Annotated in this window: 23 protein-coding genes and 1 tRNA gene; 15 read left to right on the forward strand and 9 right to left on the reverse strand. The window is 65.8% G+C overall.

All coding sequences use genetic code 11. The features are described 5' to 3' along the window. Positions 1 to 276: 276 nt before the first annotated feature. From F8O09_RS08320 to F8O09_RS08330, 3 genes are read right to left on the reverse strand one after another with little or no spacing between them, the layout of a single operon-like run. Entirely contained in the window at positions 277 to 1,923 is a 1,647-nt protein-coding gene (locus F8O09_RS08320; RefSeq protein WP_158054866.1) for a DNA repair helicase XPB, read from the reverse strand. Then, complete coding sequence (locus tag F8O09_RS08325; protein WP_158054868.1) at positions 1,911 to 3,458, reverse strand: helicase-associated domain-containing protein; 1,548 nt, start codon at positions 3,456 to 3,458, stop codon at positions 1,911 to 1,913. The genes F8O09_RS08320 and F8O09_RS08325 overlap by 13 nt, the downstream gene beginning before the upstream one ends. A gap of 5 nt (positions 3,459 to 3,463) precedes the next feature. After that, positions 3,464 to 3,712, reverse strand: a complete 249-nt coding sequence (locus F8O09_RS08330; RefSeq protein WP_158030226.1) for a hypothetical protein — start codon at positions 3,710 to 3,712, stop codon at positions 3,464 to 3,466. 91 nt (positions 3,713 to 3,803) lie between these two features. Here F8O09_RS08330 and F8O09_RS08335 point away from each other — a divergent pair, with 91 nt between their 5' ends. Continuing rightward, positions 3,804 to 4,187 (forward strand): cold-shock protein, encoded by a 384-nt coding sequence (locus tag F8O09_RS08335; RefSeq protein ID WP_158030225.1) that lies wholly within the window; start codon positions 3,804 to 3,806, stop codon positions 4,185 to 4,187. Then, on the forward strand, positions 4,180 to 4,677 hold the full coding sequence (locus F8O09_RS08340) for a DUF3027 domain-containing protein (RefSeq protein WP_192497627.1): 498 nt from the start codon (positions 4,180 to 4,182) through the stop codon (positions 4,675 to 4,677). Before F8O09_RS08335 ends, F8O09_RS08340 begins: the two co-directional genes overlap by 8 nt. An 11-nt stretch (positions 4,678 to 4,688) precedes the next feature. Here the strand turns inward: F8O09_RS08340 and serC are convergent, their stop codons facing one another. After that, a complete protein-coding gene (gene serC, locus F8O09_RS08345; RefSeq protein ID WP_158054872.1) occupies positions 4,689 to 5,798 on the reverse strand; it encodes a phosphoserine transaminase in 1,110 nt (369 codons plus the stop codon). 135 nt (positions 5,799 to 5,933) lie between these two features. On the opposite strand from serC, the gene F8O09_RS08350 reads away from it, so the two are divergent. The 7 genes from F8O09_RS08350 (at position 5,934) to F8O09_RS08380 (ending at position 13,309) form a co-directional block, all read left to right on the forward strand. Continuing rightward, entirely contained in the window at positions 5,934 to 6,629 is a 696-nt protein-coding gene (locus F8O09_RS08350; RefSeq protein ID WP_158030222.1) for a metal-dependent transcriptional regulator, read from the forward strand. Between the two features lie 130 nt (positions 6,630 to 6,759). Then, entirely contained in the window at positions 6,760 to 7,827 is a 1,068-nt protein-coding gene (locus F8O09_RS08355; RefSeq protein ID WP_192497628.1) for a M23 family metallopeptidase, read from the forward strand. Between the two features lie 37 nt (positions 7,828 to 7,864). Continuing rightward, the gene (locus F8O09_RS08360; RefSeq protein ID WP_158054876.1) at positions 7,865 to 8,578 is read left to right on the forward strand and encodes a C40 family peptidase; all 714 of its coding nucleotides are present in this window, start codon (positions 7,865 to 7,867) and stop codon (positions 8,576 to 8,578) included. 62 nt (positions 8,579 to 8,640) lie between these two features. Next, positions 8,641 to 8,716 (forward strand) — tRNA-Arg (locus tag F8O09_RS08365). A gap of 46 nt (positions 8,717 to 8,762) precedes the next feature. Further along, positions 8,763 to 9,371 carry a C40 family peptidase gene (locus tag F8O09_RS08370; protein ID WP_225732951.1) on the forward strand — a complete coding sequence of 203 codons (609 nt, stop codon included), beginning with the start codon at positions 8,763 to 8,765 and terminating at the stop codon, positions 9,369 to 9,371. A gap of 108 nt (positions 9,372 to 9,479) precedes the next feature. Then, positions 9,480 to 13,100 carry an ATP-binding protein gene (locus F8O09_RS08375; RefSeq protein WP_158054877.1) on the forward strand — a complete coding sequence of 1,207 codons (3,621 nt, stop codon included), beginning with the start codon at positions 9,480 to 9,482 and terminating at the stop codon, positions 13,098 to 13,100. Next, complete coding sequence (locus F8O09_RS08380; RefSeq protein ID WP_158030218.1) at positions 13,097 to 13,309, forward strand: hypothetical protein; 213 nt, start codon at positions 13,097 to 13,099, stop codon at positions 13,307 to 13,309. Before F8O09_RS08375 ends, F8O09_RS08380 begins: the two co-directional genes overlap by 4 nt. A gap of 143 nt (positions 13,310 to 13,452) precedes the next feature. Here F8O09_RS08380 and mscL read toward each other — a convergent pair whose 3' ends face one another. Both mscL and F8O09_RS08390 read right to left on the reverse strand, forming a co-directional pair. Continuing rightward, positions 13,453 to 13,890 carry a large conductance mechanosensitive channel protein MscL gene (gene mscL, locus F8O09_RS08385; RefSeq protein ID WP_158030217.1) on the reverse strand — a complete coding sequence of 146 codons (438 nt, stop codon included), beginning with the start codon at positions 13,888 to 13,890 and terminating at the stop codon, positions 13,453 to 13,455. A 92-nt stretch (positions 13,891 to 13,982) separates the two neighbouring features. Beyond that, complete coding sequence (locus tag F8O09_RS08390) at positions 13,983 to 14,618, reverse strand: 5-formyltetrahydrofolate cyclo-ligase (protein WP_192497629.1); 636 nt, start codon at positions 14,616 to 14,618, stop codon at positions 13,983 to 13,985. 52 nt (positions 14,619 to 14,670) lie between these two features. Between F8O09_RS08390 and F8O09_RS08395 the strand changes: the two genes are divergently transcribed. From F8O09_RS08395 to katG, 5 genes are all read left to right on the forward strand, one after another. Then, positions 14,671 to 15,588 (forward strand): UTP--glucose-1-phosphate uridylyltransferase, encoded by a 918-nt coding sequence (locus F8O09_RS08395; RefSeq protein ID WP_158054881.1) that lies wholly within the window; start codon positions 14,671 to 14,673, stop codon positions 15,586 to 15,588. After that, a complete protein-coding gene (locus F8O09_RS08400; protein ID WP_225732952.1) occupies positions 15,585 to 16,238 on the forward strand; it encodes a GNAT family N-acetyltransferase in 654 nt (217 codons plus the stop codon). Before F8O09_RS08395 ends, F8O09_RS08400 begins: the two co-directional genes overlap by 4 nt. Continuing rightward, positions 16,235 to 17,251 carry a hypothetical protein gene (locus tag F8O09_RS08405; protein WP_158054883.1) on the forward strand — a complete coding sequence of 339 codons (1,017 nt, stop codon included), beginning with the start codon at positions 16,235 to 16,237 and terminating at the stop codon, positions 17,249 to 17,251. The genes F8O09_RS08400 and F8O09_RS08405 overlap by 4 nt, the downstream gene beginning before the upstream one ends. A gap of 82 nt (positions 17,252 to 17,333) precedes the next feature. Then, positions 17,334 to 17,798, forward strand: a complete 465-nt coding sequence (locus tag F8O09_RS08410) for a Fur family transcriptional regulator (protein WP_158054885.1) — start codon at positions 17,334 to 17,336, stop codon at positions 17,796 to 17,798. Between the two features lie 64 nt (positions 17,799 to 17,862). Further along, positions 17,863 to 20,115, forward strand: coding sequence for a catalase/peroxidase HPI (gene katG / locus F8O09_RS08415; RefSeq protein WP_158054887.1), 2,253 nt, complete (start codon positions 17,863 to 17,865; stop codon positions 20,113 to 20,115). A gap of 131 nt (positions 20,116 to 20,246) precedes the next feature. On the opposite strand, the gene F8O09_RS08420 is transcribed toward katG, so the two are convergent. Both F8O09_RS08420 and F8O09_RS08425 read right to left on the reverse strand, forming a co-directional pair. Further along, a complete protein-coding gene (locus tag F8O09_RS08420) occupies positions 20,247 to 21,758 on the reverse strand; it encodes a CoA-acylating methylmalonate-semialdehyde dehydrogenase (RefSeq protein WP_158043079.1) in 1,512 nt (503 codons plus the stop codon). A 63-nt stretch (positions 21,759 to 21,821) separates the two neighbouring features. Beyond that, a complete protein-coding gene (locus F8O09_RS08425) occupies positions 21,822 to 22,733 on the reverse strand; it encodes an NAD(P)-dependent oxidoreductase (protein ID WP_158054889.1) in 912 nt (303 codons plus the stop codon). A 155-nt stretch (positions 22,734 to 22,888) separates the two neighbouring features. Here F8O09_RS08425 and F8O09_RS08430 point away from each other — a divergent pair, with 155 nt between their 5' ends. Then, a complete protein-coding gene (locus F8O09_RS08430) occupies positions 22,889 to 23,785 on the forward strand; it encodes a LysR family transcriptional regulator (protein WP_225732953.1) in 897 nt (298 codons plus the stop codon). Positions 23,786 to 23,844: 59 nt separating this feature from the next. Here the strand turns inward: F8O09_RS08430 and F8O09_RS08435 are convergent, their stop codons facing one another. Further along, positions 23,845 to 25,227, reverse strand: coding sequence for an MFS transporter (locus tag F8O09_RS08435; protein WP_158054891.1), 1,383 nt, complete (start codon positions 25,225 to 25,227; stop codon positions 23,845 to 23,847). Positions 25,228 to 25,362 lie beyond the last annotated feature (135 nt).

Here is a 25,362-nt window from a genome sequence, read left to right on the forward strand (position 1 = left end):
GGCCTCGGCTGCGTTTCGCAGCCGGGGCCTCTGTCTGTCTGCGCAGAGAGCGGGTGCTGCACTGGTGTATCCGCCCGTGCTGGCACAGGTTCAGCTGGCGCTCAGCACAGGCGCTGCTGCTCCGCCACGGATCGGACGGCTTCGTCGCGGATTGGCAGGAACCGACCGACTTCCTGCGATCGGCGGTGGTGCTCTGAAATCGGCGTAGGTGTAGGTGCTGGGCGTTGCTGCAGGTTGCAGGCGCAGCGGCAGAACGCAGCTGCGACAGCCGCCAGCTCAGGCCGGAATCTGCACCGGCAGGTCTTCGGCATCGACGATGCGGTACGAGTAGCCCTGTTCGCTCAGAAAGCGCTGCCGAGACAGCGCGTAGTCCTGGTCGACAGTGTCAGCCACCACGATCGAATAGAAGATCGAGCGTGAGCCGTCGCTGTTCGGGCGGATGATGCGCCCGAGTCGCTGCGCCTCCTCCTGCCGCGAGCCGAACGCTCCCGAGATCTGGATCGCGACGCGCGCATCCGGCAGATCGACCGAGAAATTGGCGACTTTCGAGACGATCAGGGCCCGCTGCTCACCGGTGCGGAACGCAGCGAAGAGCCGTTCTCGCTCCGGGGTCGGCGTCTTGCCCGTGATCAGCGGCAGTCCGGTGCGCTCAGCGACGAGTTCGAGCTGGTCGAGGTACTGCCCGATGACCAGAGTCTGATCGTCGGCGTGCTCGTCGAGCAGCTCAGACACCGTGTCGAGCTTCGCCTCGGCCAGCGCCGTCGCGTGGTAGCGCTCGGCATCGGCGAGCATCGCATAGCGTGCCTGCTCGTCTTCAGAGAACTCGACTCGCACTTCGACGCAGTCGGCCGGTGAGATGAATCCCTGTGCCTCTATGTCGCGCCAGGGCGCCTCGTAGCGCTTCGGCCCGATCAGTGAGAACACGTCGGACTCTTTGCCGTCTTCGCGCACCAACGTCGCGGTCAGCCCCAGACGGCGGCGCGCCTGCAGCTCAGCCGTCAGTTTGAAGATGGGCGCCGGCAGCAGGTGCACCTCGTCATAGACGATGAGGCCCCAGTTCTCGGCGTCGAGCAGACTGAGGTGGGTGTACTTCTTGCTGCGGCGAGCGGTGAGCATCTGATAGGTGGCGATGGTCACCGGCGCGATGATCTTGGCCTCGCCCGAGTACTCGCCGATCTGCTCGTCGGTGAGCAGGGTGCGTCGCAGCAGCTCGTCACGCCACTGGTGCGCCGCGAGCGTGTTCGTCACCAAGATCAGAGTCTTGCGGCTGAGCGCGGCCATCGCCCCCGCTCCGACGATGGTCTTGCCGGCACCACACGGCAGCACGACGACGCCGGAGCCACCGGCGACGAACGAGTCGACAGCCTGCTGCTGGTAGGGGCGCAGGTGCCAGTCGTCCTCGTTCAGGTCGATCTCGTACGGGTCTCCGTCGGTGTAGCCGGCATGGTCTTCGGCCGGCCAGCCGATGCGCAGCAGCTCCTGCTTGAGCTGGCCGCGGGCCCATTCCTGCACGATCCAGGTGCGCTGGTCGACCTGCTCGGTCAGCAGCGCGGCGACGCGCTTGTGATTGGCCACGTCGGTCAGCAGGCGGGCATCGTCGGCGGTGAGCACCAGCCGGCCTTCAGCGTCGCGGATGATGTCGAGGCGGCCGTAGCGGTCGATCGCGTCGGTGATGGTGCGCACGACGGTGTCGGGCACCGCGAACTTCGCATAGGTGTTCAGCGCGCTGATGATCTCGTCGGCGGTGACCCCGGCTGCAGCGGCATTCCAGAGCCCCATGCGGGTGATGCGATAGGTGTGCACGTGCTCGGGAGCGCGCTCCAGCTCGGCGAAGCCGCCGATCGCCTGCCGTGCGGCGTTGGCGTCGGGATGGTCGAGTTCGAGCAGCACCGTACGGTCGCTCTGCACGATCAGTGGTCCCATGAGGTCTCCTTCGTGATCGGATGCACTTCGGCGATGGCCTTCAGCGGCAGCGTGCGCTCGATCTCGGCGCCGGGCTCACGCCCACGCAGGCGCGTCGTCCCCATGCCGATGACTTCGAGTACGACGGTGCGCAGAGCGTCGCCCACGCGCACCGTGATCGAGATCGGAGCGTGCTCGCGCAGTGCTGTCTCGAGCAGCAGGCGGATGCGTGCGTCTGGCGAATCGCGGAACTCGCCGACCAGCGCACGTGCTCGGCTGACCGGGTCGCGGTCGTCGGCGGACTCCATCGTAATGCTCGGTGTGCTGCTCGGAGAGGTGCGGAGCGCAGCACCAGTCGATGCGAATGCGGTGTCTGACCGACTGCGGCGGACGACGGCTTGGGGCGACTCTGCGAAGGAGCGCAGCAGATACTGCAGTGGCTGGCTCAGATCGCCGCGCAGCAGCGTCTTGAGAAAGTCGCGGATCTCGCCCACTGACTCCCCATGACCCACTGCCGCGGCGATCGTCTGCTCGCTGATCTGGTAGGTGTGCGTCTCGACGAGTCGCGTCGGCGTCGCGATCCGTCGCAGCTGCCTGGCGAGCTGCGGCGTGAGCAGCCCGGGCACCAGCAGCTCGAGGTGGTTGTAGAGATAGCCGTACTCGGTCGGAGCGGGCCACTGCGCAGCCAGGTTCTGCTGGCGTTCGTCGTCGTGGGCGACCCACGCCTCACCGAGATCGGTCAGTCGGCCTGCAGCATCGATGACGGCCAGAATTCGCCAGTCGTGAAGCAGGCGCTGCAGCCGGGCGGCGAGGTGCTCGTGTGCCAGCGGCCAGCGCGTGTTCGCCGCGTGGACCAGCCGATCAGACATGGTCTGTGCAGTCTCGGCACCGTGCAGAACGGCCTGCTCGACGACGGGCGCGAGGTCTTTCGGCACTGTCGCGCCGGCGAGCCTGCGCCAGGCGTCGAGCAGAGGCAGGTCGAGCCAGCTCTCGGCATCTGCCGCGGCAGAGACGCGGTCGTCATCGGTGCGGAACAGGCCTGCGGTCGTGGCGATCGAGATGAGCGCGCTCACCGTGCTGGGCTCGATGTCGAGGATGTGCCCCAGGTCGGTCAGTGCGGAGACCGGCACATGGCCGGTCGCGGTCAGCGGCAGGGAAGAGTTCTCGGCCTGCAGCACGACGGTCTGCACTGCGACGACGGAGTGCCATGGCGCGGGTGCGTCGAGAGCCGGTATGGCCGACACCTCTGGGCGCGGCAGCTCACGCATCGCAGCGATGCGGTCTGCGACTCCGGGAAGAGGATGCCCGGCGCCATCAGCCAGCAGCAGTGCGGTGGCCACTTCGCTGGGGGTGTCGACGGCGAGCAGTGCGCGCAGGTCGTCGGCGGTGAGCACCGCGAGTCGACGGTCGATCGCATCAGGGTGGGCCAGCCGCGAGCTCAGATCGTAGAGATCGGCGATGCGCAGTCTGGGCAGGTGCGAGAGCGAGACGACGGTGTCGAGATCGGTGTCAGAGAGTGCGACCACGGCATCGGAGTAGGCGATGGTCTGTGACATTCACATCACGACTGTTCGCGACGGCGCTGGCGGATGATGACTGTGGTCAGCACCGCGATGAGCACGATTCCGATGGGGAGACCGATGAGCGGCACGGTCTCGACGATGCGGGCGAACGTGCCGAGTTCGCTCTGCCTGGAGAGGAAGAAGATGGTGATCAGCGCACAGACTGAGGAAAGTACGAGGATGCCGATCGTGATCGCTCCGAGCACGTTCACCGCTCGCGAACGGCGGGGTGTGTCTTGTTGGATCATCCTTATAGAATACTTGTCGTGCGCGATCCGCGCGACGGAGTATCTTGCGCAGATGTCGCGAGACCGTGAGTGAACTCGAAAGAGATGTGCGATGCCAACCGGAAAAGTGAAGTTCTTCGACGAGGAGAAAGGGTTCGGCTTCATCACCGCTGATGACGGCCAACAGGTCTTTCTGCATACCTCGGCACTGCCCGCCGGGGTGACCTCGCTACACCCGGGAACCCGTCTGGAGTTCGGTGTGGCCGAGGGGAAGCGAGGGGCGCAGGCGCTCTCGGTTCGCGTGCTGACGGCGCCTCCGAGCGTCGCGAAATCGCGTCGACGTGCGGCCGAAGACATGTCTGTCGTGGTCGAAGACCTGATCAAGCTGCTCGACGGCATCGGAGGCGGCCTGAAGCACGGCCGTTACCCGTCTGACGCACATGCGCGCAAGGTCGCTGCGGTGCTGCGAAAGGTGGCGGACGAACTCGATGTCTGACCCGACTGTGTCTGATCCCGCCGAGTTCCTGGCTCAAGAGGCAGCTGCGCGCTCGGCTTTGGCCGAGATCGCACCACGCCGGCAGATCGGGGCGCTGCTGCGGGCAGACCCCGAACCCGACGAGAACGTGTTCACTCTGCGGTTCGCCTCTGACGTTCCCGGCTACCCGCACTGGGAATGGGCCGCCGTGCTGGGCCGCGTCGACGCCGAATCGACTCCTACGGTGCTCGAAGTCGGGCTCATGCCCGGCGAGGGCGCGCTCGTTCCGCCCGCCTGGGTGCCGTGGTCCGAGCGCTTCGCCGAGTACAAGGCGCAGCATGATGACGACTCTGACGACGTCGACAGCCGGGACGACTCCGACATAGATTCGACGGCCGATGCCGAATCGCAGTCTGACGGTGACGCCGAGTCCGAGGCCGCGGATGAGCCGATGATCGAGGAAACGTCTGAGGCGACGGCTGAGGCCGAGGGATCACCCGCGCAGGAGTGACCCCGGCGGCATCACATGCGGTCGAGCACGTAGGTGATCGACTCGATGAGACGCTCCACCTCAGCCGGCTCCACCGCGACGAACGTGCCGATGCGCAGCTGGTTGCGGCCGAGCTTGCGATAGCCGTTCACGTCGACGATGCCGTTCTCGCGCAGCGCTGCCGTGACGTCGGCGGCGTGGATGCTCTCGTCGAGATCAATCGTCGTCACGACCTGTGACCGCACCGCCGGATCGCTGACGAACGGCGTGAGTCGAGTGTCGGCCTCTGCCCAGTCGTAGACGAGCTGTGACGACTGTTTCGTGCGAGCGTCGGCCCATGCCAGGCCCCCGTTGGCGAGCAGCCACTGCACCTGCTGATCGAGCAGAAAGAGCGTGGCGATCGCCGGAGTGTTGATCGTCTGATGCTTGCGCGAGTTCGTGATCGCACCCTGCAGCGAGAGGGCGGCAGGGATGAAGCGATCGCCGTCGGCGATGCGCGCAGCACGTTCGATCGCAGCGGGTGACATCAGCGCGATCCAGAGGCCGCCCTCCGAACCGAGGTTCTTCTGCGGCGAGAAGTAGTAGACGTCGAACTGGGCGGGATCGACGAATGTGCCGCCTGCCGCGCTGGTGCCGTCGACGACGCTCAACGCGCCCATGTCATCCACTCGGCGAACCGGCAGCTGCACGCCGGTCGACGTCTCGTTATGCGGCCAGGCATAGAGATCGATCCCTGGAGTCGGTGCGTTCGCGGTCGCCTCGCCGAATGCCGCCTCACGCAGGTCGGGCGTCTGCAGCCACGGTGCGCTCGCGGCCTTGGCGAACTTGGCGCTGAACTCGCCGATGACCACATGCTGACTGCGCTGCTCGATGAGTCCGGCGGCTGCGGTGTCCCAGAACACGCTCGCACCGCCGAGGCCGAGCACGACCTCGTAGCCGTCGGGCAGGCCATAGAGCTCGGTGAGATGCTGCTGCAGGTCGGCGACGAGCTGTTTGACCGGAGCCGCTCTGTGCGAGGTGCCGATCAGGGCGCGTCCGGCGGTGTTGAGGGCGTCGAGCTGTTCGTCTCGCACGCGGCTCGGGCCAGAGCCGAAGCGGCCGTCTCGGGGAAGCAGTGTCTGGGGAATCTCGATGGAAGCCATGCGTCAATGCTAGCCGTCGACATGGCCGGACATCGGGACGATCGTTGACGGTCGTGCGCTGAGCCGACCGAATATTTAGGCTAGACTAACTTGGCGTGACGGCCGTGCGGGCGTCGGCCGAAGGAGGACTGCTCGGTGACTGATCTGATTGACACGACAGAGATGTATCTGCGAACCATTCTCGAGCTGGAAGAAGAGGGAATCGTGCCGCTTCGTGCGCGGATCTCGGAGCGACTCGGCCATTCGGGGCCCACGGTCTCTCAGACGGTCTCCCGCATGGAGCGTGACGGGCTGGTGGTGGTCAGCGGAGACCGTCACCTCGAGCTCACGGCAGAAGGGCGGGCAAAAGCCGTCCGCGTCATGCGCAAGCATCGTCTTGCCGAACGTCTGCTCTCAGACGTGATCAAGCTGGACTGGGAGCTGGTGCACGACGAGGCCTGCCGCTGGGAACATGTGATGAGCGAAGACGTCGAGCGTCGTATCATCCCGCTCATCTCGCGGCTGGACGAGAGCCCGTACGGAAACCCGATTCCGGGTCTGGACGAGCTGGACGAACAGAGCAATGTGGAGTTCCTGCACGGCGTGGTCGATGTGCACACGCTGGCGCGCACGGCAAAGGGGTCGCTGCAGCGGGCGGTGCGTCGAATGGGTGAGCCTGTGCAGCTCGATCCCGACCTGCTCAAGCAGTTCCGCGAGGTCGGCATCGTGCCCGGCGCCGAGGTCACGATCCAGGCAGTGGGCGACTACACGCGCGTCAAGGTCGAAGGGCGTGACGAAGGGCTCGAGCTGGCCCCTGAGATCGCGACGCACATCTTCGTGGACGACCACTGATCGAGCCGCGATCGACGTGCCCAGTCGAACGCGAGGGTGACATTTCTCACCGGGGTGTATAGGCTTGATGACTGTTCGTGTCAGGCCTATGCAGAGAGGAACCTCCGAACGAATGCAGAGTGAGAAGCGTGTGACCGCAGAACAGCGCTCCCCTGTCCACGGTCATGCCGCTCGCAAGCCCATGACTCGCCGCGAGATGCGTGCGATCTGGGAAGCCGAAGATCGACAGGTCGCACACTCCAGCCAGCCTCAGCCTGTTCAGCACCCCCGTGAGGCGAAAGCCGAAGAGCCATCGGTCTCATCCGCTCTCGTCGTGAAGGCGGTCGGCGGCGACGGGCCTTCCCCAGAGCGCATGCCTCGACGCCAGCAGCTGCCGAGCGGAGCCGTCTTTCGGCGAGGTCGACGTTCGTTCTCCCGCCCTCTGAAGACGGGGCGCGCCCGCAACATCACTGCCGTGGCCATTGCCATGGGGCTCAGCTTCACCGCAGCCGTGCCTGCGTATGCCGTGTCGCCCGCTGTGGCGGCGACGAGCAATCTCACGCAGCTCTCGCCGGCCGAGATCGCCTATCGTGAGGCCGAACTCGTCGATTCCGGCTCACTGCAGTCCGGTGCTCTGCTCGCGTCGTCGGCGAGCTATTCGAACGCAGACGGCGGCGATTTTCTGACTGCGGAAGAGCGAGCCACGGCTCGGCTGACCAGCGGCAACGTCTGCCAGGTTCAGGCAGGCTCGGTGACGCCCAGTGCTGCCGGTGTCATTCCGGTGCCGGCGGGCTCGTATACGGTGACGTCTCGCATCGCCGAGCGATGGGGGCGCATGCACAACGGCGTCGATCTTGCCGCGCCGATCGGCACCACGGTCGTCGCCGCATGGAGCGGCACGGTCATCGAGGTCGGGTCTGCCGCCGGGAACCCGATGATTCATCTGCGCACCGTCATGCCCGACGGCACACAGGTCGATCATTTCTACCTGCACATTCCGCCTGAGTCGGTCAGCGTCTCAGCGGGCCAGCAGGTGACGATGGGACAGCCGATCGCCGTCGTCGGCAATGAGGGCCACTCGACCGGGCCTCATCTGCACTTCGAGGTGCACCTCAACGGCGGCAGTAATGTCTGGCCAAGCGGCCCGGGGCAGATCGTCGACGGACTTGACATGCTGCAGGCCGGAAACGCTGCCTCACTGCCCGGCTGTAAGAGCTGACTTTAGATATGGATCGCGAAAGCGTTAGGATGTACCAATGCTGACCAGACTGAAATCGTCCAAAGTCTCTGGAACTCTCGCAACACTCGCTGTAGCCGGTGGGCTGGTCTTCGCGACTGCGGTTCCCTCTCAGGCGGCAGAAGTCAGTCTCAGCCAGGAGACGGGCGTCACGGCTCCTGTGCGCGCAGAGATGCAGCGGCAGCAGCTGGCCGTGAGCACCAACAGTCTGGCCCCGGCAGCCTTCGATGATCTCGAAGTAGTGGGTACGGTCTCGGCAGACACCCCAGAGCCGGTTGCGGCACCGACCCCAACCGTGGTGCGCACGCCCGGCAGCTCCAGCTCTGTTTCTGCCGACAAGAGTGCTGCAACGGCATCTGCGTCTGGCCCGGCCCCCGTCCAAGCTGGCCCGGGAGCGACAGTCGTGGCGACCGCCGCCCAGTATCTTGGCGTTCCCTACGTCTTCGGCGGTACGACGCCCGCAGGCTTCGACTGCTCTGGTCTGGTGCAGTACGTCTTCGCACAGCACGGCATCAGCTTGCCGCGTACAGACTCCGCCCAGAAGGCAGCCGGCACCGTCATCGACGAATCCGCTGCACAGCCCGGCGACCTCGTCTGGAAGCCCGGTCACATCGGCATCTACGCCGGCAACGGAACGATCATCCACGCACCGCGACCCGGCAAGAACGTCGAGTACATCTCGGTGAGCAACTGGAAGTCCTACATCGGTGGGGCGACGTTCGTGCGCATCTGACGCGCAAAGGTTTTGTGAAGCGCAGGTGAGAGCCGAGTCGAGAGACTCGGCTCTCACCTTCTGCCGCCGTAGCTCAGTGGATAGAGCGACAGTTTCCTAAACTGTGCGTCGCGAGTTCGATTCTCGCCGGTGGCACCATCCCGTGGCTCTCGCGAACAGGTGCCAGTCGCGGTAAACTGAACGGATGCTGATCACGTCCCGTTCTTCGAAGATGTCCAGCTTTCTTGCGACCGTTCTCGTCTCGGGCGGTCTGATCTTCTCATCCGTGGTGCCCGCACAGGCTCAGACTGCTGCCTCTGTGCCTGCTTCAGGGCCCTCGCAGCAGCTTGAGCCTTCTTTCGAACAGACTTGGAACGATCTTGACGCCGAGGCAGAGCGCCCCGTCGACGCAGCTGCTTCAGAGGCGACGACGGTGCTGACTGTCGGTGCGTCGGAGTCGGCAGCGCCTGCAGAAGCAGCGACTGGTGTGACCGACTTGGCACGTCAGTACCTGGGAGTTCCCTATGTCTGGGGTGGCACGACTCCGGCCGGGTTCGACTGCTCGGGCTTCACCAGTTGGGTCTATTCGCACAACGGCATCAGCCTGCCTCGCGTCTCGCAGGCGCAGATGAACGTCGGGCAGGCCGTCTCGCTCGAGAATGCGCAGCCCGGCGACCTCGTGTGGATGAACGGCGGCGGTCACGTAGGCATCTATTTGGGCGGCGGGCAGGTGATCCATGCACCGGCTCCCGGCGAGTCGGTGATGGTCAGCCCGGTCTCACGTTGGACGTCGATCGGGTTTCGCCATCTGTGAGGTGTCCGTCTGAGCAAGCTGTCGAAGGCTCACCGGCGCTGGCGCCCAGCGGTCGGTGCTGACGCTAGGCTGGGAGAGGGAGTGCAATCGGATTTCGGAGGAGTTCGTGTGACTGCAGAATCAGATCAGCGCAGCGCCGCCTGGGCGGGGTGGCGCGATCGACTCACAGCAGTCGGCGAAAGTGCCCGCAGAGGCACCGAGCGCTCGGCGATCCTCGATCTCAGCACCGCGCATCCGGGCGGCATCGCCCGCCTCTTCAGCGGGCGAGTCACCCGACTCTCGACGCTCATTCGAGATGAGAAGGCGCGCGCCCGTTCGATGCGGGTCGCCCGGCAGATCGAGCACAAGGCGGCCGAACTGGCCGAAGACCGGGGCATCGACGCGGTGCACCTGCTCGCCGGCGAGATGCTCTGGCACGGCAGCAGAGGGCGCTCCGGACACCTGCCTCTGATTGTGCAGCCTGCAGCGATTCAGGCAGTGCCCGGCGACTTCGAGCTGCTCATCACCGGTCGTTCTCTGATCAATCCCGAGGTCGTCTCGCTGCTCGAACGCCGCTTCTCTTCAGAGATCGACGTCGACGGCATCGTTGCGGCCGTGCATGACGAGAACGGCTTTCACCCGGATGAGGCGCTGCACCGTCTCGATCGCGAATTCCACTTCGTCGACGGCGTCGACTTCCAGGGGCGGCTCGTCATGGGAACCTACAGCACCGCGGCGAGCGGTCTCTCGACGCGGGCTGCCACGCGCATCCACCCGATTCTCGATGCGGTCGCCGGCGTGCCCGGCGCGGCCGACGCGCTGCAGGAACGGGCCCGGCTCGTCACCGTGAACAGCGCGGACGAACGCTCTGCGCTGTCGGATGCGCTGATACTCGATGCGAGCGCCGAGCAGGAGCGCGTCGTCGCCCAGGCCAGCACCGGCACATCATTCGTGGTGCGCACAGTGCCGGGGTCAGGGGTTGCGCAGGCGGTGTCGAACATCTTGGCCACCCTGGTGCCGGTCGGGCGTCGGGTCGCAGTGGTCGCCTCGTCGCGCGCGACGCTGGATGCCGTGGCGACGAAGCTGGCATCGCGCGGGCTGGCCGGCATGGCGGTCACGGCGCAGCACCTGCGCCAGGACGTCGTGCACGCGATCTCGCGCAACGAGCGTGCACAGGCGCCCCAAGACCGCGAGGAGCGAGCTGGGGCCTACGCTCGCATCCGCGATGCGCTGCTTGGCTACCGGCGCAGCCTGGGGCAGGTCAGTCAGACCTATGGCGTCTCGGTCGAGCAGGCGCTGAGCGAGCTGGCTCGTCTGTCGCTGCTGCCCGACCCGCCGCACACCAAGGTGCGTCTGCACTCGACCGTTCTCGAGTCGCTGGCCGTCGACCGCACCTCGGCAGCGGCTCTGCTGCGCAAGGCCGCTGACCTCGGCCAGTTCGACTTCGGGCCTGACGACTCGTCGTGGTACGGAGCCGAGTTCGACACCCCGCAAGACGCTGAGAACATCTATCTGCTCGCCAAACGGCTGGCTGGCAATGATCTGCAGGTACTGGTCGAGAAGTCTCGGCGAGTGTTCCATGACGCCGGGCTGCGACGCCCCACGAATCTCACCGAGATCGGTGAGGGGCTCGCTCTGCTGCTGCGCGTGCGCAGCACCCTCGACCGTTTTCAGCCGGTGGTCTACGACCGGTCGCTCGAAGAGCTCATCATCGCGACGGCTCCGCGTCGCGAACAGGATATGCCGGTCGGCTCGCGCCGTCGCCTGCGTCAGCTGGCCAAGGAGTATCAGCGGCCGGGCGCTCACGTCAACGACGTGCACCAGGCGCTGCAGGAGATCCAGGAGGAGCGCATCCTCTGGGGGCAGCTGGTGGCCGATCACCGACCGCCCAACGTGCCGGTCGGCCTCGGCGATGTGAACATCATGTACACCGCGCTGACCGCCGACCTGCAGGAGCTGCAGCGGCCGCTCGACCGTGAGCGCATCGGCGATCTGATGCGTGTGCCGGTCGAGCGGGTGCAGGAGGTGCTCGATTCCTTGTCGCGCGACGTCGGTGCGTTGGAGCATCTGCACGAGCGCGCCGAGCTGCTGGCCGCGCTCGAACGCGAGGGGCTCTCTGAACTCGTCGACGACTTCGCCCGACGGCATGTGACGACAGAGCACGCCGCTGACGAGCTCGAACTCGCATGGTGGCAGTCAGTGCTCGAACTGCTGCTCGAGCGCGACGGTTCGCTGCTCAACGCCAACACGCAGGTGCTGGCGCGACTGGAGCGCGATTTCGTGCTCGAAGACCGCCGCGTGGTCGACGATCACGCCCAAGAGCTCGCAGCCACGCTCGCCAGCCGGTGGCGTGAGGCTATCGACCTGCACCCGGACGAGGCGGCCGAACTGCGGCAGCGTCTGCTCGACGACGCCGTCACACCGTCGACGCTCATGCAGCGTCTGCCGGTCGTCGGGCGGGCCGTCGCACCGGTCTGGCTGTTCTCGCCATACCAGTTCGGATCTGATGTGCCTGATCGAGCGCATTTCGACACGGTGATTCTGCTCGATGCGGCGAGTATGGCGCTGTCTGAGGCGGTGCTGCCGATCGCACAGTCCGAGCAGGTCATCGCCATAGGCGACCCGGTGCTCGGCACGCCGAGCCGGTTCAGCATCGACCCGAACGACCCCGAGGTGGTGCCGATCACCGACGAGCCGTCGGCGTTCGCGGCGCTGCGGGGGCTGCTGCCTGAGTTCACTCTCGACTTCAGCTATCGATCCGGCGGCCGTGCCCTGGCGTCGCTGGTGAATCGTCGCTGGTACGACCTGCAGATTCGCGCGCTGCCCTCGGCCGCCGAGTTCGCCGGACAGTCAGCCTACGACGTCGTGCAGGTCGAGGCCCCCGGACGAGGCACGCCCGACCCCGACAGCGGCAACGTCGAGGCGCTGCCCGCAGAGGTGGCCAAGGTCGTCGATCTGGCCTTCGCCACAGCGGTCTGGCACCCGGACGACTCGCTCATGGTGGTGACGCCCAGCGAGGCCATGGCACAGCAGGTGCGTGCGGCGCTGCGCTCCGAGCTGGCTACGCGACAGGCGCTGCAGACGTTCTTCGACCCGCGGCAGCCAGAGCCGTTCTTAGTGCTCACCGTCGCGCAGGCTGCGTCGCGCAGCCGCGATCGAGTGATCTTCGCGCTCGGATACGGTCGTACGCCGCACGGCCGGATGCTGTCGGCGTTCGGGGCGATCACGCCAGACCCCAGCGGGATGCGCTGGCTGGGGGTGGCGCTCACCCGCGCCCGTCGTCATCTCACGCTGGTGGCAGCGCTGCAGCCGAGAGGCAATGAGCTGGAACGGCTGACCGGAGCCCCGCGTGTGCTCTTCGACCTGCTCGGCGGAGAGCGCGACCCTGCTCCAGAGCGCCGCTTCTTCTCAGCGCAGGCACTGCTCGTCGACCTCGGACGTCGGCTGCACCGCAAGGGGCTCAAAGTGAACGATCACTTCGACGACGATCTGGGGCTGGCGGTCGACGACGGCACCACCCAGATGATCATCGAGACCGACTCCGACTACAACCGCGACACGCTTCGAGAGGTGCTGCGCCTGCACCCGACGCTGCTCACCAAGCTCGGCTGGAAGTTTCGCCGGGTGTACTCGTTCGAGCTCTTCGCGAACCCGCAGCGCATCGCCGACGAGATCGCGGCCGAGCTTGATCAGCATCGCGCTGCGGCCGAGCGACAGCAGCGCGAGTACGCGCGCAGAGGGCAGCAGTGACCGAACGCATCCGTCGCATCGGCAGTCGGCGCGTGGTCTACGGCACGGTGCCCGACGAACACGACGTGCAGGCCGAACGTGCGCTGACCCGGCGTGATCAGACCCTAGCGGCGGACGAATCCGCTGAGCAGGGGGAGTGGGGCGATCACACGGCCGAAGCCGAAGAGGACCGCTGGCTCAAAGCTCAGCGGCCTCCGCACTGGGGCTGAGCCGGCGAGATCAGCGCCTGCCGCTCAGCAGACAGAGAGAACCCCGCTGCCACGCCGATGCGGCGGTGGCAGCGGGGTTCTGCCATGAGACACGGTTCAGCCGGGCCACCCAGCGGAAAAGCGGAAGGGCGCCCGACCACCGGTCATTTCTGCGCGTGAGCGCCGGAACCGGTGGTGCCGTTCTGCGCCTGCAGAGCCTCCTGAATCTCTTTGAGCACATCGAGCTCGGTGCGGGGGTCTTCCGGCGCCTCGGGCTTCTTGGCGCTGTGCTTGACCTGGTACTCGCGCAGCTTGTTGAACGGCAGCACGATGCAGAAGTACAGGGCCAGCGCGATCAGCAGGAAGTTCACGATGGCAGTGATCACTGCGCCGATCGAGAAGTCAGCACCGTTGATGGTGAAGTTGCCGACTGAGTCGAAGTTGGGCTTGCCGAAGATCGCCGCGACCAGCGGCATGATGAGCTTCTCGACCAGTGCGTTGACCAGTCCGGTGAAAGCCGAGCCGATGACCACACCGACGGCCAGCTCGATCGCGTTGCCTTTTGAGATGAAGTCTCGGAATCCGGCGAAGACCTGTTTCATTGCGTTTGCTCCTGAATCATGTGATTGCACGCATGGCGCGTCGAGGGGCGCCCCCGTGCGCCTATGCAGCGTCTGTGGAACGCCGCCGCTCTCTACTGTATATGCGTCGGCGGCGTCACGGCGAGGATTCGCCGATCGGTGACGATCCAGTCGACCGGTCGGTCGTGCGCCTCGATCGGCAGATCGGCGATCACCTCCTCATCGAAGACGGCAGCGACCACGTGGGCGGTGAGCGCCCGGTCGGCCAGCGTGCGGTCGTAGAAGCCGCCGCCCTGTCCGAGTCGTGCCCCGGTGCCCGACGCCGCCAGCGCGGGAACGACGATGACCGACGCTTCACGCAATGCTCCCTCGGGCAGCGCCGCAGCATCCACTTCGGGCACGCCGAAGCCGCTGTCACGCTCGCCCGCCCCCGCGGCATCGGCCCAGTCCAGCCCGCCGTCGACCCGTACCTGTGGCAGCAGAACACGATGCCCGGCCTCTTGCGCGGCCGTGATGAACCCGCGTGTCTGCGGTTCGCTTCGAGCGGCCAGGTAGCAGGCGACGGTTGCCGGAACGCTACTGGTCAGCTGGCTGAGCAGGCGCAGCAGATTCGGGGTGAGGTCTCGCGTCGGTGATGGCGACCGGCGTCTCGCTGCACGGATGCGCTGGCGCAGCTCGGCCTTGCGGGCTGCCGAGGTCTCTGCCGCAGCGGTGCCCGGCGACGTCTCTGGAATCGGATCAACGGCCATCGGCACGAGTCTAAACCCGTGAGCGCGCACGGGTGCCGGTATGCTAAGGCGCATGACTGCAGAGAATCAGGGTGGGACACAACAGCGTCGTGCGGTGAAGGCGGTGGTGCCGGTTGCGGGTTTGGGGACGCGTTTTTTGCCGGCGACGAAGGCGGTGCCGAAGGAGATGCTGCCGGTGGTTGATCGTCCGGCGATTCAGTATGTGTTGGAGGAGGCTTCGGGTGCGGGGCTTTCTGATGTGTTGTTGGTGACGGGGTCGGGCAAGGGTGCGATCGAGGATCATTTTGATGCGGCGCCGTATTTGGAGTCTCGTTTGGCTGCTGATGGCAAGGATGCTTTGTTGGCGTCGGTGCGTGAGGCGACTGGTGTGGCTGATGTGCATTCGGTGCGTCAGGGTGTGCCGCGTGGTTTGGGGCATGCGGTGTTGTGTGGGCGTGAGCATGTGGGGGATGAGCCGTTCGCGGTGTTGTTGGGTGATGACCTGATTGATGCTGATGAGGATTTGCTGAGCCGGATGTTGGATGTGCAGGCGGCGCGGGGGGCGTCGGTGGTGGCGTTGTTGGAGGTGCCGGCTGATCGTACGCATTTGTATGGTGTGGCCGAGGTTGAGGCGACGGGTGAGGATGGTGTGGTGCGGATCACGGGTCTGGTGGAGAAGCCGGAGCCGGGGACGTCGCCGTCGAATCTTGCGGTGATCGGTCGGTATGTGTTGCAGCCGGGGGTGTTCGATGTGTTGGCGCGCACGGCTCCGGGTCGGGGTAATGAGATTCAGTTGACGGATGCGTTGGAGACGTTGGCGGCGGATGAGTCGATTGCCGGCCCGGTGTTGGGTGTGGTGTTCCGTGGTCGTCGTTTCGATACGGGTGACAAGCTTGAGTACCTGAAGACCGTGGTCACTCTGGCCAGCGAGCGCGACGATCTCGGGCCCGCATTCCGCACCTGGCTCAACGACTTCAGCAAGACGCTGTGAATCTGCCGCTGCATCGGTGCGTCTGGGGAGAGGTCGCCATTCGCCCGGTGCGGCAGCGTGACTGGCGGGCGCTCGACGCCGAGCTGAGAGCCGGCCGGGCCTGGCTGCAGCAGTGGGAGGCCACGCTGCCCGGTCAGCCGGCGGGAATGCCGGACACCCGACGCCAGGTGCGATCGATGATCGTCAGCATGCGCGAGGGTCTCTCGATCACCTGCGTGATCGAATGGCACGGCGAGATCGTCGGTCAGATCAGCGTGGCGCAGATCGCCTGGGGGGCGATGAACTCGTGCTCGATCGGCTATTGGGTCGCCGAGCGTGTGGCCGGTCGCGGCATCGCCCCGACGGCGACGGCCCTGATCTGCGATCTGCTGTTTCGAGAGTGGGGCATGCATCGGATCGAGATCTGTATGCTGCCCGAGAATGCGGCTTCCCGCCGGGTGCCCGAGAAACTCGGCTTTCGCCCCGAGGGGCTGCGCCGTGGCTACATCCACATCGGTGATCGTTGGCGCGATCACTTGGTGTTCGCGCTGTTGGCCGAGGAAGCTCCTCGTGACGGCCTGGTCGCGCACCTCGCGGCCGACGGCGGATGCTCGCCACACCGTGGCGAATCATCGCTAAACGACCCTGCCGAACGTAGGTTAATGCCATGAGCGGACTTCTCGGGCAGATCGGCGGCGCCATGCTGGTGCTCTGCATCGTGGGGCTGTGGCTCGCCGTGCTCACTCCAAGCTGGATCGAGCGACGCAATCTGCGCACCACCGCGCGCAACGCCACGCGTGTGCAGCGTGCCGTCAACGTCATCGCTCGCAATCAGGAACTCCCAGACGAATACGAAGAAGAAGTGAGCGCCCGCCGCGCAGCGGTGCTCGCGAGAGAGGCACGCCGAATGGAACGTGAGAGACAGCGTGCCCAGCGTAGCGAAGCCCGCCGCGAAGCCGGTCTGCCGCCGAAGCTGCAGGCTGCCGTGCGCGGGCAGCGAGTCGGCTCGACACTGAGCCTGATCGCTCTCGGCCTGGTCATCATCGGGGCGCTGCAGGTCACAAATCGTGCGAGCGGGTGGCTCTGGCTCGGCTGCGGCCTGGTCGTCGGTGTGCTGGGGCTGGCCATGCGGGCGCGGGCGACTCGAGTCGTGCGTCATCAGCGTCGTCGGCTCGCGACCGAGCAGACTGCGCAGCAGGTTCCCGCGCAGCAGACTCCGGTCTATGACGTTGCTGACGATCTCGACGCCGAAGCCCGGCGTCAGGCAGCTGCAGAGGATGTTCGGACGGATCACACCTGGACCCCGAACCCGCTGCCGAAGCCGCTGGGCGTCACCCGCGACGAAGTCGTCGCGGCAGCCCTCGCCGAGGCAGCGCGCATCGGTGACGACTCGGTTCCCGGTCTTCGGCCCGCGGCGCCGAACCGCGCTGCAGACGAGGAGCAGGCAGACGTGCGCCAGCTCCCGATCGTGACTCCGCAGGCGGACGCCGTGGGCGCATCCGCCGCAGAGGCAGCGCACAGCCGGGACGCGCAGCCAGCCGCAGAGGCGGTCGCCGAAGAGATCGAGGCATCGCTCGGCGAGCACGACGAATACGACTGGATCGACGATCGTGCCGGGGTCGACGCGAGCTTCGACTCGGGGCGCCTCGACGACATTCTGAATCGGCGCCGCAACGTTGGATGAGCAGCAGCTCGTCGTCTGAGCGTCAGAGTGATTTGTCCTGCTCATAATTTTGAGTTCATCAAAATATTGCTAGACTGTGGGCATGAGCGTTCATGTCTCCATCGCTCCCGAATCGTGGGGTGAACAGCTGCGTGAGAGCGGACTGCGCGTCACTGCCGGACGCCTGGCGACGCTGCAGTATCTCGACGAGCACCCGCACAGCTCGGCCGCAGACATTCTCGCCGGACTGAGCGACGGCATGCCGAGTATCTCGGCGCAGTCGGTGCACAACATCGTGCACGATCTCACCCGCAACGAGCTCGTGCGGCGCATCGATCTGCCAGACTCCGGCAGTGCGCGATACGAGACGCGCACTCACGACAACCATCATCATGTGCAGTGCGTGGTCTGCGGACGCATCGAAGACGTCGACTGCGTCGTGGGGCATGCCCCCTGCCTGACGCCTGACGACGTGCACGGCATGCGCGTGCTGACCGCCGACATCACTTTTCGCGGCGTCTGCCCCGAATGCGAGCAGAAGCTGCGCGACCATGACCCCCAGTACTGAACAGAGGGGCGACGTCGCCCCTGTGACACACAGAATCACAACCACAGCACGGAAGGAAGCACACATGTCTGAATCAAAGTGCCCCATCGACCACGAGACCGGAGCACCGGTCAGCGGCGATGCCACCGGGGTCGCCATGCCCGGGATCCCGCAGAAAGAGCTGCCGCATCCCACGCAGGGCGACGCCAGCTTCGCCTGGTGGCCGAAGCACTTGAATGTCGGGCTGCTCGATGAGAACCCCCGTGAGCGCAACCCCGAAGAAGACGGCTTCGACTACAAAGCGGCTTTTGAGGCGCTCGATCTCGACCAGGTCAAGAAAGACATCGCCGAGGTGCTCACCACCTCGCAGCCTTGGTGGCCGGCCGACTTCGGGAACTACGGCCCGCTGATCATCCGTGTGGCCTGGCATAGTGCAGGCACCTATCGTCAGTTCGACGGACGAGGCGGTGCGGGCACCGGGCAGCAGCGTTTTCTGCCGACCGAGGCCTGGCCCGACAATGTGAGCACTGACAAAGGGCGTCGTCTGCTCTGGCCGGTGAAGCAGAAGTACGGTCGCAGCATCTCGTGGGGCGACCTGATCGTGCTCGCCGGCAACGTCGCGCTCGAGATCATGGGGCTGCCGACTGCCGGCTACGGCGGCGGGCGCATCGACGCGTGGGAGCCCGAGAACATCTACTGGGGCTCAGAGCCGCAGTGGAAGGGCACTGAAGACCGCATCACTGACAAGCAGCGGCGCGATCTCGAGAAGCCGCTCGGCGCGACTGTGATGGGGCTCATCTACGTCGACCCCGAGGGCCCTGAGGGACAGCCCGATCCGGCCCGCGCTGCGCATGACATCCGTGAGACCTTCGACCGTATGGGCATGAACGATCGCGAGACGCTCGCACTGATCGCCGGTGGGCACACCTTCGGCAAATCGCACGGTGCCGCACCTGACGGAGAGCACGTGCACGGCAGTCCGGCTGAGGCCGGCATCCAGGATCAGGGCCTGGGCTGGAAGAACGACTACAAGAGCGGCATCGGCGACGACACCATCACCTCGGGTCTCGAAGTCACGTGGACATATCACCCCACTCGTTGGGACAACGAGTACCTGCACATTCTCTTCTCATACGAGTGGGAGTGTTACAAGGGAGAGGGCGGCCACTGGCAGTGGCGTCCGAAGGACGGCGCCGGGCAGGACATGGTGCCGCTCGCACACTCCGAGGGCCGTCGCGAGCCGCGCATGTTCACCACAGACCTGGCACTGCGCGTCGACCCTGAGTACGAACGCATCGGTCGCGAGTTTCTTGGCGACCAGAAGCTCTTCGAGCAGGAGTTCGCCAAAGCCTGGTACAAGCTGGTGCACCGCGACATGGGTCCGAAGTCGCGTTACCTCGGCAAAGAGGTGCCCGCAGCCGACTACATCTGGCAGGATCCGCTGCCCGCAGCGACCGGTGAGCCGGTGCTGGCCGCCGACATCAACGAGCTCAAGCGGCAGATCCTCGCCTCAAGCCTGAGCCGACAGCAGCTGGTCAAGACCGCCTGGGCGTCAGCCTCGACGTTCCGTGCGACCGACTATCGCGGCGGCGCAAACGGCGCGCGCATCCGTCTGGAGCCGCAGCGCCACTGGGAGGTCAACGAGCCCGAGCAGCTTGACCAGGTGCTCTCGGTCTACGAGAAGATCCAGAGCGATTTCAACGAGCAGAACGCGCCGCGCCACATCTCGCTGGCAGACCTGATCGTGCTCGGCGGCTCCGCTGCGATCGAGCAGGCCGCTCACGAGGGGGGCATCGACATCGAGGTGCCGTTCACACCGGGTCGCGTCGACGCCACTCAGGACGACACCGATCCCGAGACGTTCGCATACCTCGAGCCGACCAACGACGGGTTCCGCAACTATCTGCGCCCCGGGCACTCGCTGCCGGCTGAGAACCTGCTGATCGACCGTGCTCAGCTGCTCGGGCTGCGCGTGCCCGAGCTGACGGCGCTGATCGGCGGGCTGCGCGTGCTGGGGACGGGCTATGAGGGCACCGACCTCGGCCTGCTGACCGATCGTCCCGGCGTGCTGAGCAACGACTGGTACCGCAACCTGCTCGAGAACGGCAACGTGTGGAGCTCGACCGACGAGACGCAGAACACCTTCGAGATGCGCCACTACGGCGAAGACGAGGTCGTGTGGCGGGCCAGCCGCTTCGACCTGGTCTTCTCGGCCAACTCGGAGCTGCGCGCCGTCGCCGAGTACTACGCCTCAGACGATGCTCGTGCCGTCTTCGTGCGTGATTTCGTGGCCGCCTGGAACAAGGTGATGAACGCGGATCGCTACGATCTGCGCTGAACGGTGCGCAGCCGCTGAACGAAGCGCTGCACCCTGAGCGAAAGGGCCCCGTCCACGATCATTTCGTGGACGGGGCCCTTGCACGTCGCGAGCGCTGGCAGCGTCAGCGCTCAGACGATCGGCAGATCATCTCAGTTCGTCGGAAAGCCCAACTCGATCTGGCTTTCGCTGGGGTGCGGCCAACGCGAGGTCACGACCTTGCGGCGAGTGTAGAAGTTGAACGACTCCGGCCCGTACATGTGGGTGTCGCCGAAGAGAGAGCTCTTCCAGCCGCCGAACGAGAACGAGCCGACCGGCACCGGAATCGGCACGTTCACACCCACCATGCCCACCTCGATGTCGAACTGGAACTCACGGGCGGTCTTGCCGTCACGGGTGAAGATCGCGGTGCCGTTCGCATACTGATTGGAGTTGATCAGGTCGACGGCCTCGTCATAGCTGTCGACGCGCACCACTGCCAGCACCGGGCCGAAGATCTCGTCGTCGTACACGCGCATGCCGGGGCGCACGTGGTCGATCAGAGAGACGCCGATGAAGTAGCCGTCGCCCTCGAAGTGCTGCTCGCGCCCGTCGACGACGACCGTCGCACCTTCGCCAGCGGCAGAGCCGACGTACTCGGCGACGCGCTCCTGAGCCTGCCGTGTGATCAGCGGCCCCATCTCCGAATCCGGGTCGAAGCCGTCGCCGATGCGCAGATCGGCGATGCGGGCCGCGACCTTCTCGATGAGCGGGTCGGCCGTGTCGCCGACGGCGACCAGCACCGAGACCGCCATGCAGCGCTCGCCGGCAGAGCCGTATGCCGCTGAGACCGCAGCGTCCGCAGCCGAGTCGAGGTCGGCATCCGGCATGACCACCATATGGTTCTTGGCACCGCCCAGCGCCTGCACACGTTTGCCCGCGTGCGCCGCCGTCTCGTAGACATAGCGTGCGATCGGCGTCGAGCCGACGAAGGCCGCGCCGGCGATGCCGGGGTTGGTCAGCAGCTCGTCGACGACCTCTTTGTCGCCGTGCACGACATTGAGGATGCCATCGGGCAGACCGGCCTCGCGGAACGCCTCGGCGATCCAGACTGATGCGGAGGGGTCACGCTCCGAGGGCTTCAGAATGACCGCGTTGCCTGCCGCGATCGCAGTCGTCACCATCCACAGCGGCACCATGGCCGGAAAGTTGAAGGGCGTGATGCAGGCGACGACGCCGAGTGGCTGGCGCAGCTGATGCACGTCGATGCCGGTGGCGACCTGCTCGGCGAATTCGCCCTTGAGATGGTGCGTGAGCCCGGCGCAGAACTCGACGTTCTCGAGCCCGCGCGCGATCTCGCCGCGTGCATCGGGGACGGTCTTGCCGTGCTCGGCGGTGATGATGCGGGCGAGTTCGTCTGCGCGCTCGTTGATGATGTGCACGAGGCGGAAGAAGACCTGCGAACGCTTTGCGAGGCCGACGCGACGCCAGGCCCGCTGGGCCTCAGCAGCCTGCGCGATGGCGGCATCGACCTGTGCGGCACTGGCGAGCGGCACTTCGGCGGTCTGCCGCCCGGTTGCCGGGTTGAAGACCGGGCCGTACCGTTCTGCTTCGTCCGTCTGCTGACCGCCGATGACGTGCGGGATGCGAGTGAGCGTCTGCGTCGTGCTGGTGGTGGTGTTCATCTGAGCTCCTGTAGCTGCGAATCTGGTGTTTGTGATGAGCGGTGGGGGCGGCGCATGCGCAGATCAGGGCTGCCAGCCGCGCAGGGTGCCGTCAGGTGTGGCGTACTTGGCGACTAGGGTGCAGTCTTTGCCACCGAGCCCTTCGTCGATCAGCCGCTGCAGCTGATCGGCCGCCAGCGTCGCAGCCGGGAGATGCACGCCGGTCTGTCGGCCTGCCTCAAGCGCCAGACCGATGTCTTTGTTCGCGAGGTCTGCGGTGAAGGTCGCGTCGAAGTTGTGGTCTGCTGCCGAGGTCGGAATCACTCCGGGCACTGGATACCAGGTCTGCTGGGCCCAGGAACGGCCGGATGACGCGCTCGCGATCTGCCAGAAGACCTTGGGGTCGAGCCCGAGCTCTTCGGCCAGCTGCGAGCCCTCGGAATTCGCGAGCACGTCGATCAGCAGCATCATGTTGTTGACGATCTTGGCGGCGATGCCCATGGTCGGGCCTCCGGCGACGATGGTGCTGCCGCTCATCGGCTCGATGTACTCGGCAGCGCGAGCGGTGTCGGCCGAGTCTCCGCCGAGCATGAAGGCGAGTGTGCCGTCGGCTGCTCCGCTGATGCCGCCGCTGACGGGCGCGTCGACGAAATGGTGCCCGCTGACCTCTGACTGCTCATGCAGATAGCGCGACGTCTCGACGTCGATCGTCGAGCAGTCGATCAGCAGCGTCGACGTGGCCGCATGCGCCCACACGCCGTCGGCCCCTTCGTAGACGCTGCGCACATGCTGCCCCTTCGGCAGACTGGTGAACAGTGCATCAGCGCCGTCGAGTGCTGCGGCGATGCTGTCGACGATGGTCACGCCCTCGGCCTGAGCCGCGGCAGTCGCCGCCGGGTTCAGGTCGTAGCCCAGCACGGTGTGGCCGGCACGCACGAGGTGGCCGGTCATCCGACCGCCCATGTTGCCCAACCCGATCCAGCCCAAAGTTGCCATGATGATTCTCCTCGGCTCCGTTGTCGAAAAGTCGTATGTGTGATGACAGGCTAAGTCGCCGGTTCTGTGCGTGGCAATCTCTGAGAGACGTCATTTGTGCACCAGAGCTGTGCATTCATGCACAGCTCATGACGCGGATGCGGCACAATAGGGCCATGGAACACAGACTTGACGAGACGCACCTGCAGGGCCTGATGACGTTGCTCGCTGTTGCTCGTTCAGGGCGCTTCACCGCCGCAGCGAAAGCGCTCGGAGTGAACCATTCGACGGTCTCGCGCAGAATCGGGCAGCTCGACGAGGCTTTGGGCGGACGCGTGCTGGTGCGGGGTGCGACGGGGTGGGAGCTCACCGTGCTCGGCACGAGAGCGATGCAGGCGGCTGAGCGCATCGAACGCTCCGTGCACGATCTGGTCTCGGACAAGCCTCATGATGCCGTTCGGGGCCTCGTGCGCGTGGGGGCACCGGATGCGTATGCGGTCTTCATCGCCATGCCGGCCTTGGCCTGGCTGCAGCGCAGACATCCTGCACTCGACCTTGAGGTCGTCGCGGCGACGCAACAGGCTCGACAGCGCCGCTCAGGCGTCGACATCGAAGTGGTCGTCGGTCGGCCGCAGGTCAACCGAGCGGTCACCGTCGAGCTGTTCTCATACCAGCTGCGGCTGTATGCGACTGCGGAGTATCTGTCGCGGATGGGTCGGCCTGCGAAGATCGCCGATCTGACCGAGCACCGTCTCAACTACTACATCGAGTCGGCGCTGCAGGTCGACGATCTCGACGTCGCGCTGCAGCTGCTGCCGCGGATGCGCGAGGCCATCAGCTCGACGAGCGTCTTTGCGCACGTCGCGGCCACGCGTGCTGGGGCAGGCATCGGACTGCTGCCGGACTATGTGGCGCAGCGGTACGACGACTTGGCCGTGGTGCTCGAACACGAGTTCTCTCACGGCGTCTCGTACTGGGCCGCGCTGCGCGAAGAGAACGACCGCAACCCGGCGGTCGGGGCCTGCCTGTCGGCTATGGTCTCCTACGCCCAGAGCAGCGACTTCGTGAAATAAGTCTGGCGGGCGGCCGAGAGGTCTCTCCTCGGCCGCCCGCCAGACTGTGGCGGATGCGTTCAGGCTCCCGGTGTCGCTTCTGCGCGTGTGCTCTGCATCAACGGGGCGATGTGCCGTTCGTGGTCGAGCCGGTCGATCTCTTCGAGGGTGATTCCCTTGGTCTCGCGCAGTGAGACTGCGGCGATCAGGGTGATCAGTGCGGCTCCGACGAGGTAGAGCGCAATCGGCACCCACGAGGCGAACTGTCCGAGCAGCGCAGTCGCGATGATGGGCGCGACGGAGCCTGCCACGATCGAGGTCACTTGGTAGCCGAACGAGACGCCGGCATAGCGCATGCGCGTCGGGAACATCTCGGACATGATCGCAGGCTGGCCGGCGTACATCAGGCCGTGCACGAACAGTCCGAGGATGATCGCCAGGATCACCATCAGCGGCGCAGCCGTGTTGAACATCGGGAAGGCGACGAACGGCCAGACGCCGGTGAGCACGGCCCCGGCGATGTAGACGGGTTTGCGGCCGACCCGGTCAGTGAGCGCACCGGTCAGGGGCACGATCACGAACTGGAAGACATGTGCGAAGAACATCAGCCCCAGAATGCTGCTGGTGTCCATCTTGACCCAGACCGACAGATACGTGATCGAGAACGTCACGACCATGTAGTAGAGGATGTTCTCGGCGAAGCGCAGACCCATCGCAGTGAGCACGCCACGCGGGTAGCGTTTGAGCACCTCGAAGACGCCGTAGCGCACCTCGTCCTCCTGTTCGATCTTTCGCTGCGTCTCTTGGAAGATCGGCGCATCAGAGATCTTCGTGCGCACGTAGTAGCCCACGGCCACGATGACGACCGACAGCCAGAAGCCGATGCGCCAGCCCCAGCTCAGGAACGCTTCGGGGGAAAGCGACGCCGAGAGCACCAACAGCACGATCGTCGCCAGCAGGTTGCCGAGAGGCAGGGCGGCCTGCGGCCAGCTGGCCCAGAAGCCGCGTGACTTCGCCGGTGCGTGCTCTGCGACGAGGAGCACCGCTCCGCCCCATTCCCCGCCGACGGCGATGCCTTGGATGAACCTCAGCGCGACGAGCAGCGCGGGCGCCCAGTACCCGACCGTGGCGAAGGTCGGCAGACAGCCCATCAGGAACGTCGAGGCTCCCACCATGATGATCGCCACCTGGAGCAGATGCTTACGGCCGTAGCGGTCGCCGAAGTGTGCGAAGACGATCCCCCCGAGCGGTCGAGCGACGAAGCCGACGGCGTAGGTGACGAATGCGGCGATGATCGGCGCATAGGGGTCTTCGCTGGGAGGGAAGAAGACCTTGTTGAAGACCAGGGTCGCGGCCGTCGCGTAGAGAAAGAACTCGTACCATTCGACGATGGTGCCCGCCATTGACGCGAGCACGACCTGTCGCAGGCCTTTCTTCGGGGCTGCCGGGGCTGACACAGACATCTGCTACCTCCTTGTAGTCAGGGATCTGAGAACATCCTGCAAGAGATGGTGTGTCATGTCTACGCACCGGCGCTGGTGATTGCGCACAGTGCCTGTGCATATACGCACAGGGCTGTGACCTCGCCGGACATGCAG

Origin of the sequence: Pseudoclavibacter sp. CFCC 11306, from assembly GCF_008831235.1 — a bacterium.
Taxonomy (GTDB): Bacteria; Actinomycetota; Actinomycetes; order Actinomycetales; family Microbacteriaceae; genus Pseudoclavibacter_A.

What these genes read in the sequence shown, in the direction of transcription:
- F8O09_RS08320 (WP_158054866.1), bottom strand. Translation starts at nt 1,923, where the DNA reads ATGGGACCACTGATCGTGCAGAGCGACCGTACGGTGCTGCTCGAACTC.
- F8O09_RS08325 (WP_158054868.1), bottom strand. Translation starts at nt 3,458, where the DNA reads ATGTCACAGACCATCGCCTACTCCGATGCCGTGGTCGCACTCTCTGAC.
- F8O09_RS08330 (WP_158030226.1), bottom strand. Translation starts at nt 3,712, where the DNA reads ATGATCCAACAAGACACACCCCGCCGTTCGCGAGCGGTGAACGTGCTC.
- F8O09_RS08335 (WP_158030225.1), top strand. Translation starts at nt 3,804, where the DNA reads ATGCCAACCGGAAAAGTGAAGTTCTTCGACGAGGAGAAAGGGTTCGGC.
- F8O09_RS08340 (WP_192497627.1), top strand. Translation starts at nt 4,180, where the DNA reads ATGTCTGACCCGACTGTGTCTGATCCCGCCGAGTTCCTGGCTCAAGAG.
- serC (WP_158054872.1), bottom strand. Translation starts at nt 5,798, where the DNA reads ATGGCTTCCATCGAGATTCCCCAGACACTGCTTCCCCGAGACGGCCGC.
- F8O09_RS08360 (WP_158054876.1), top strand. Translation starts at nt 7,865, where the DNA reads ATGCTGACCAGACTGAAATCGTCCAAAGTCTCTGGAACTCTCGCAACA.
- F8O09_RS08370 (WP_225732951.1), top strand. Translation starts at nt 8,763, where the DNA reads ATGCTGATCACGTCCCGTTCTTCGAAGATGTCCAGCTTTCTTGCGACC.
- mscL (WP_158030217.1), bottom strand. Translation starts at nt 13,890, where the DNA reads ATGAAACAGGTCTTCGCCGGATTCCGAGACTTCATCTCAAAAGGCAAC.
- F8O09_RS08390 (WP_192497629.1), bottom strand. Translation starts at nt 14,618, where the DNA reads ATGGCCGTTGATCCGATTCCAGAGACGTCGCCGGGCACCGCTGCGGCA.
- F8O09_RS08395 (WP_158054881.1), top strand. Translation starts at nt 14,671, where the DNA reads ATGACTGCAGAGAATCAGGGTGGGACACAACAGCGTCGTGCGGTGAAG.
- F8O09_RS08405 (WP_158054883.1), top strand. Translation starts at nt 16,235, where the DNA reads ATGAGCGGACTTCTCGGGCAGATCGGCGGCGCCATGCTGGTGCTCTGC.
- F8O09_RS08410 (WP_158054885.1), top strand. Translation starts at nt 17,334, where the DNA reads ATGAGCGTTCATGTCTCCATCGCTCCCGAATCGTGGGGTGAACAGCTG.
- katG (WP_158054887.1), top strand. Translation starts at nt 17,863, where the DNA reads ATGTCTGAATCAAAGTGCCCCATCGACCACGAGACCGGAGCACCGGTC.
- F8O09_RS08420 (WP_158043079.1), bottom strand. Translation starts at nt 21,758, where the DNA reads ATGAACACCACCACCAGCACGACGCAGACGCTCACTCGCATCCCGCAC.
- F8O09_RS08425 (WP_158054889.1), bottom strand. Translation starts at nt 22,733, where the DNA reads ATGGCAACTTTGGGCTGGATCGGGTTGGGCAACATGGGCGGTCGGATG.
- F8O09_RS08430 (WP_225732953.1), top strand. Translation starts at nt 22,889, where the DNA reads ATGGAACACAGACTTGACGAGACGCACCTGCAGGGCCTGATGACGTTG.
- F8O09_RS08435 (WP_158054891.1), bottom strand. Translation starts at nt 25,227, where the DNA reads ATGTCTGTGTCAGCCCCGGCAGCCCCGAAGAAAGGCCTGCGACAGGTC.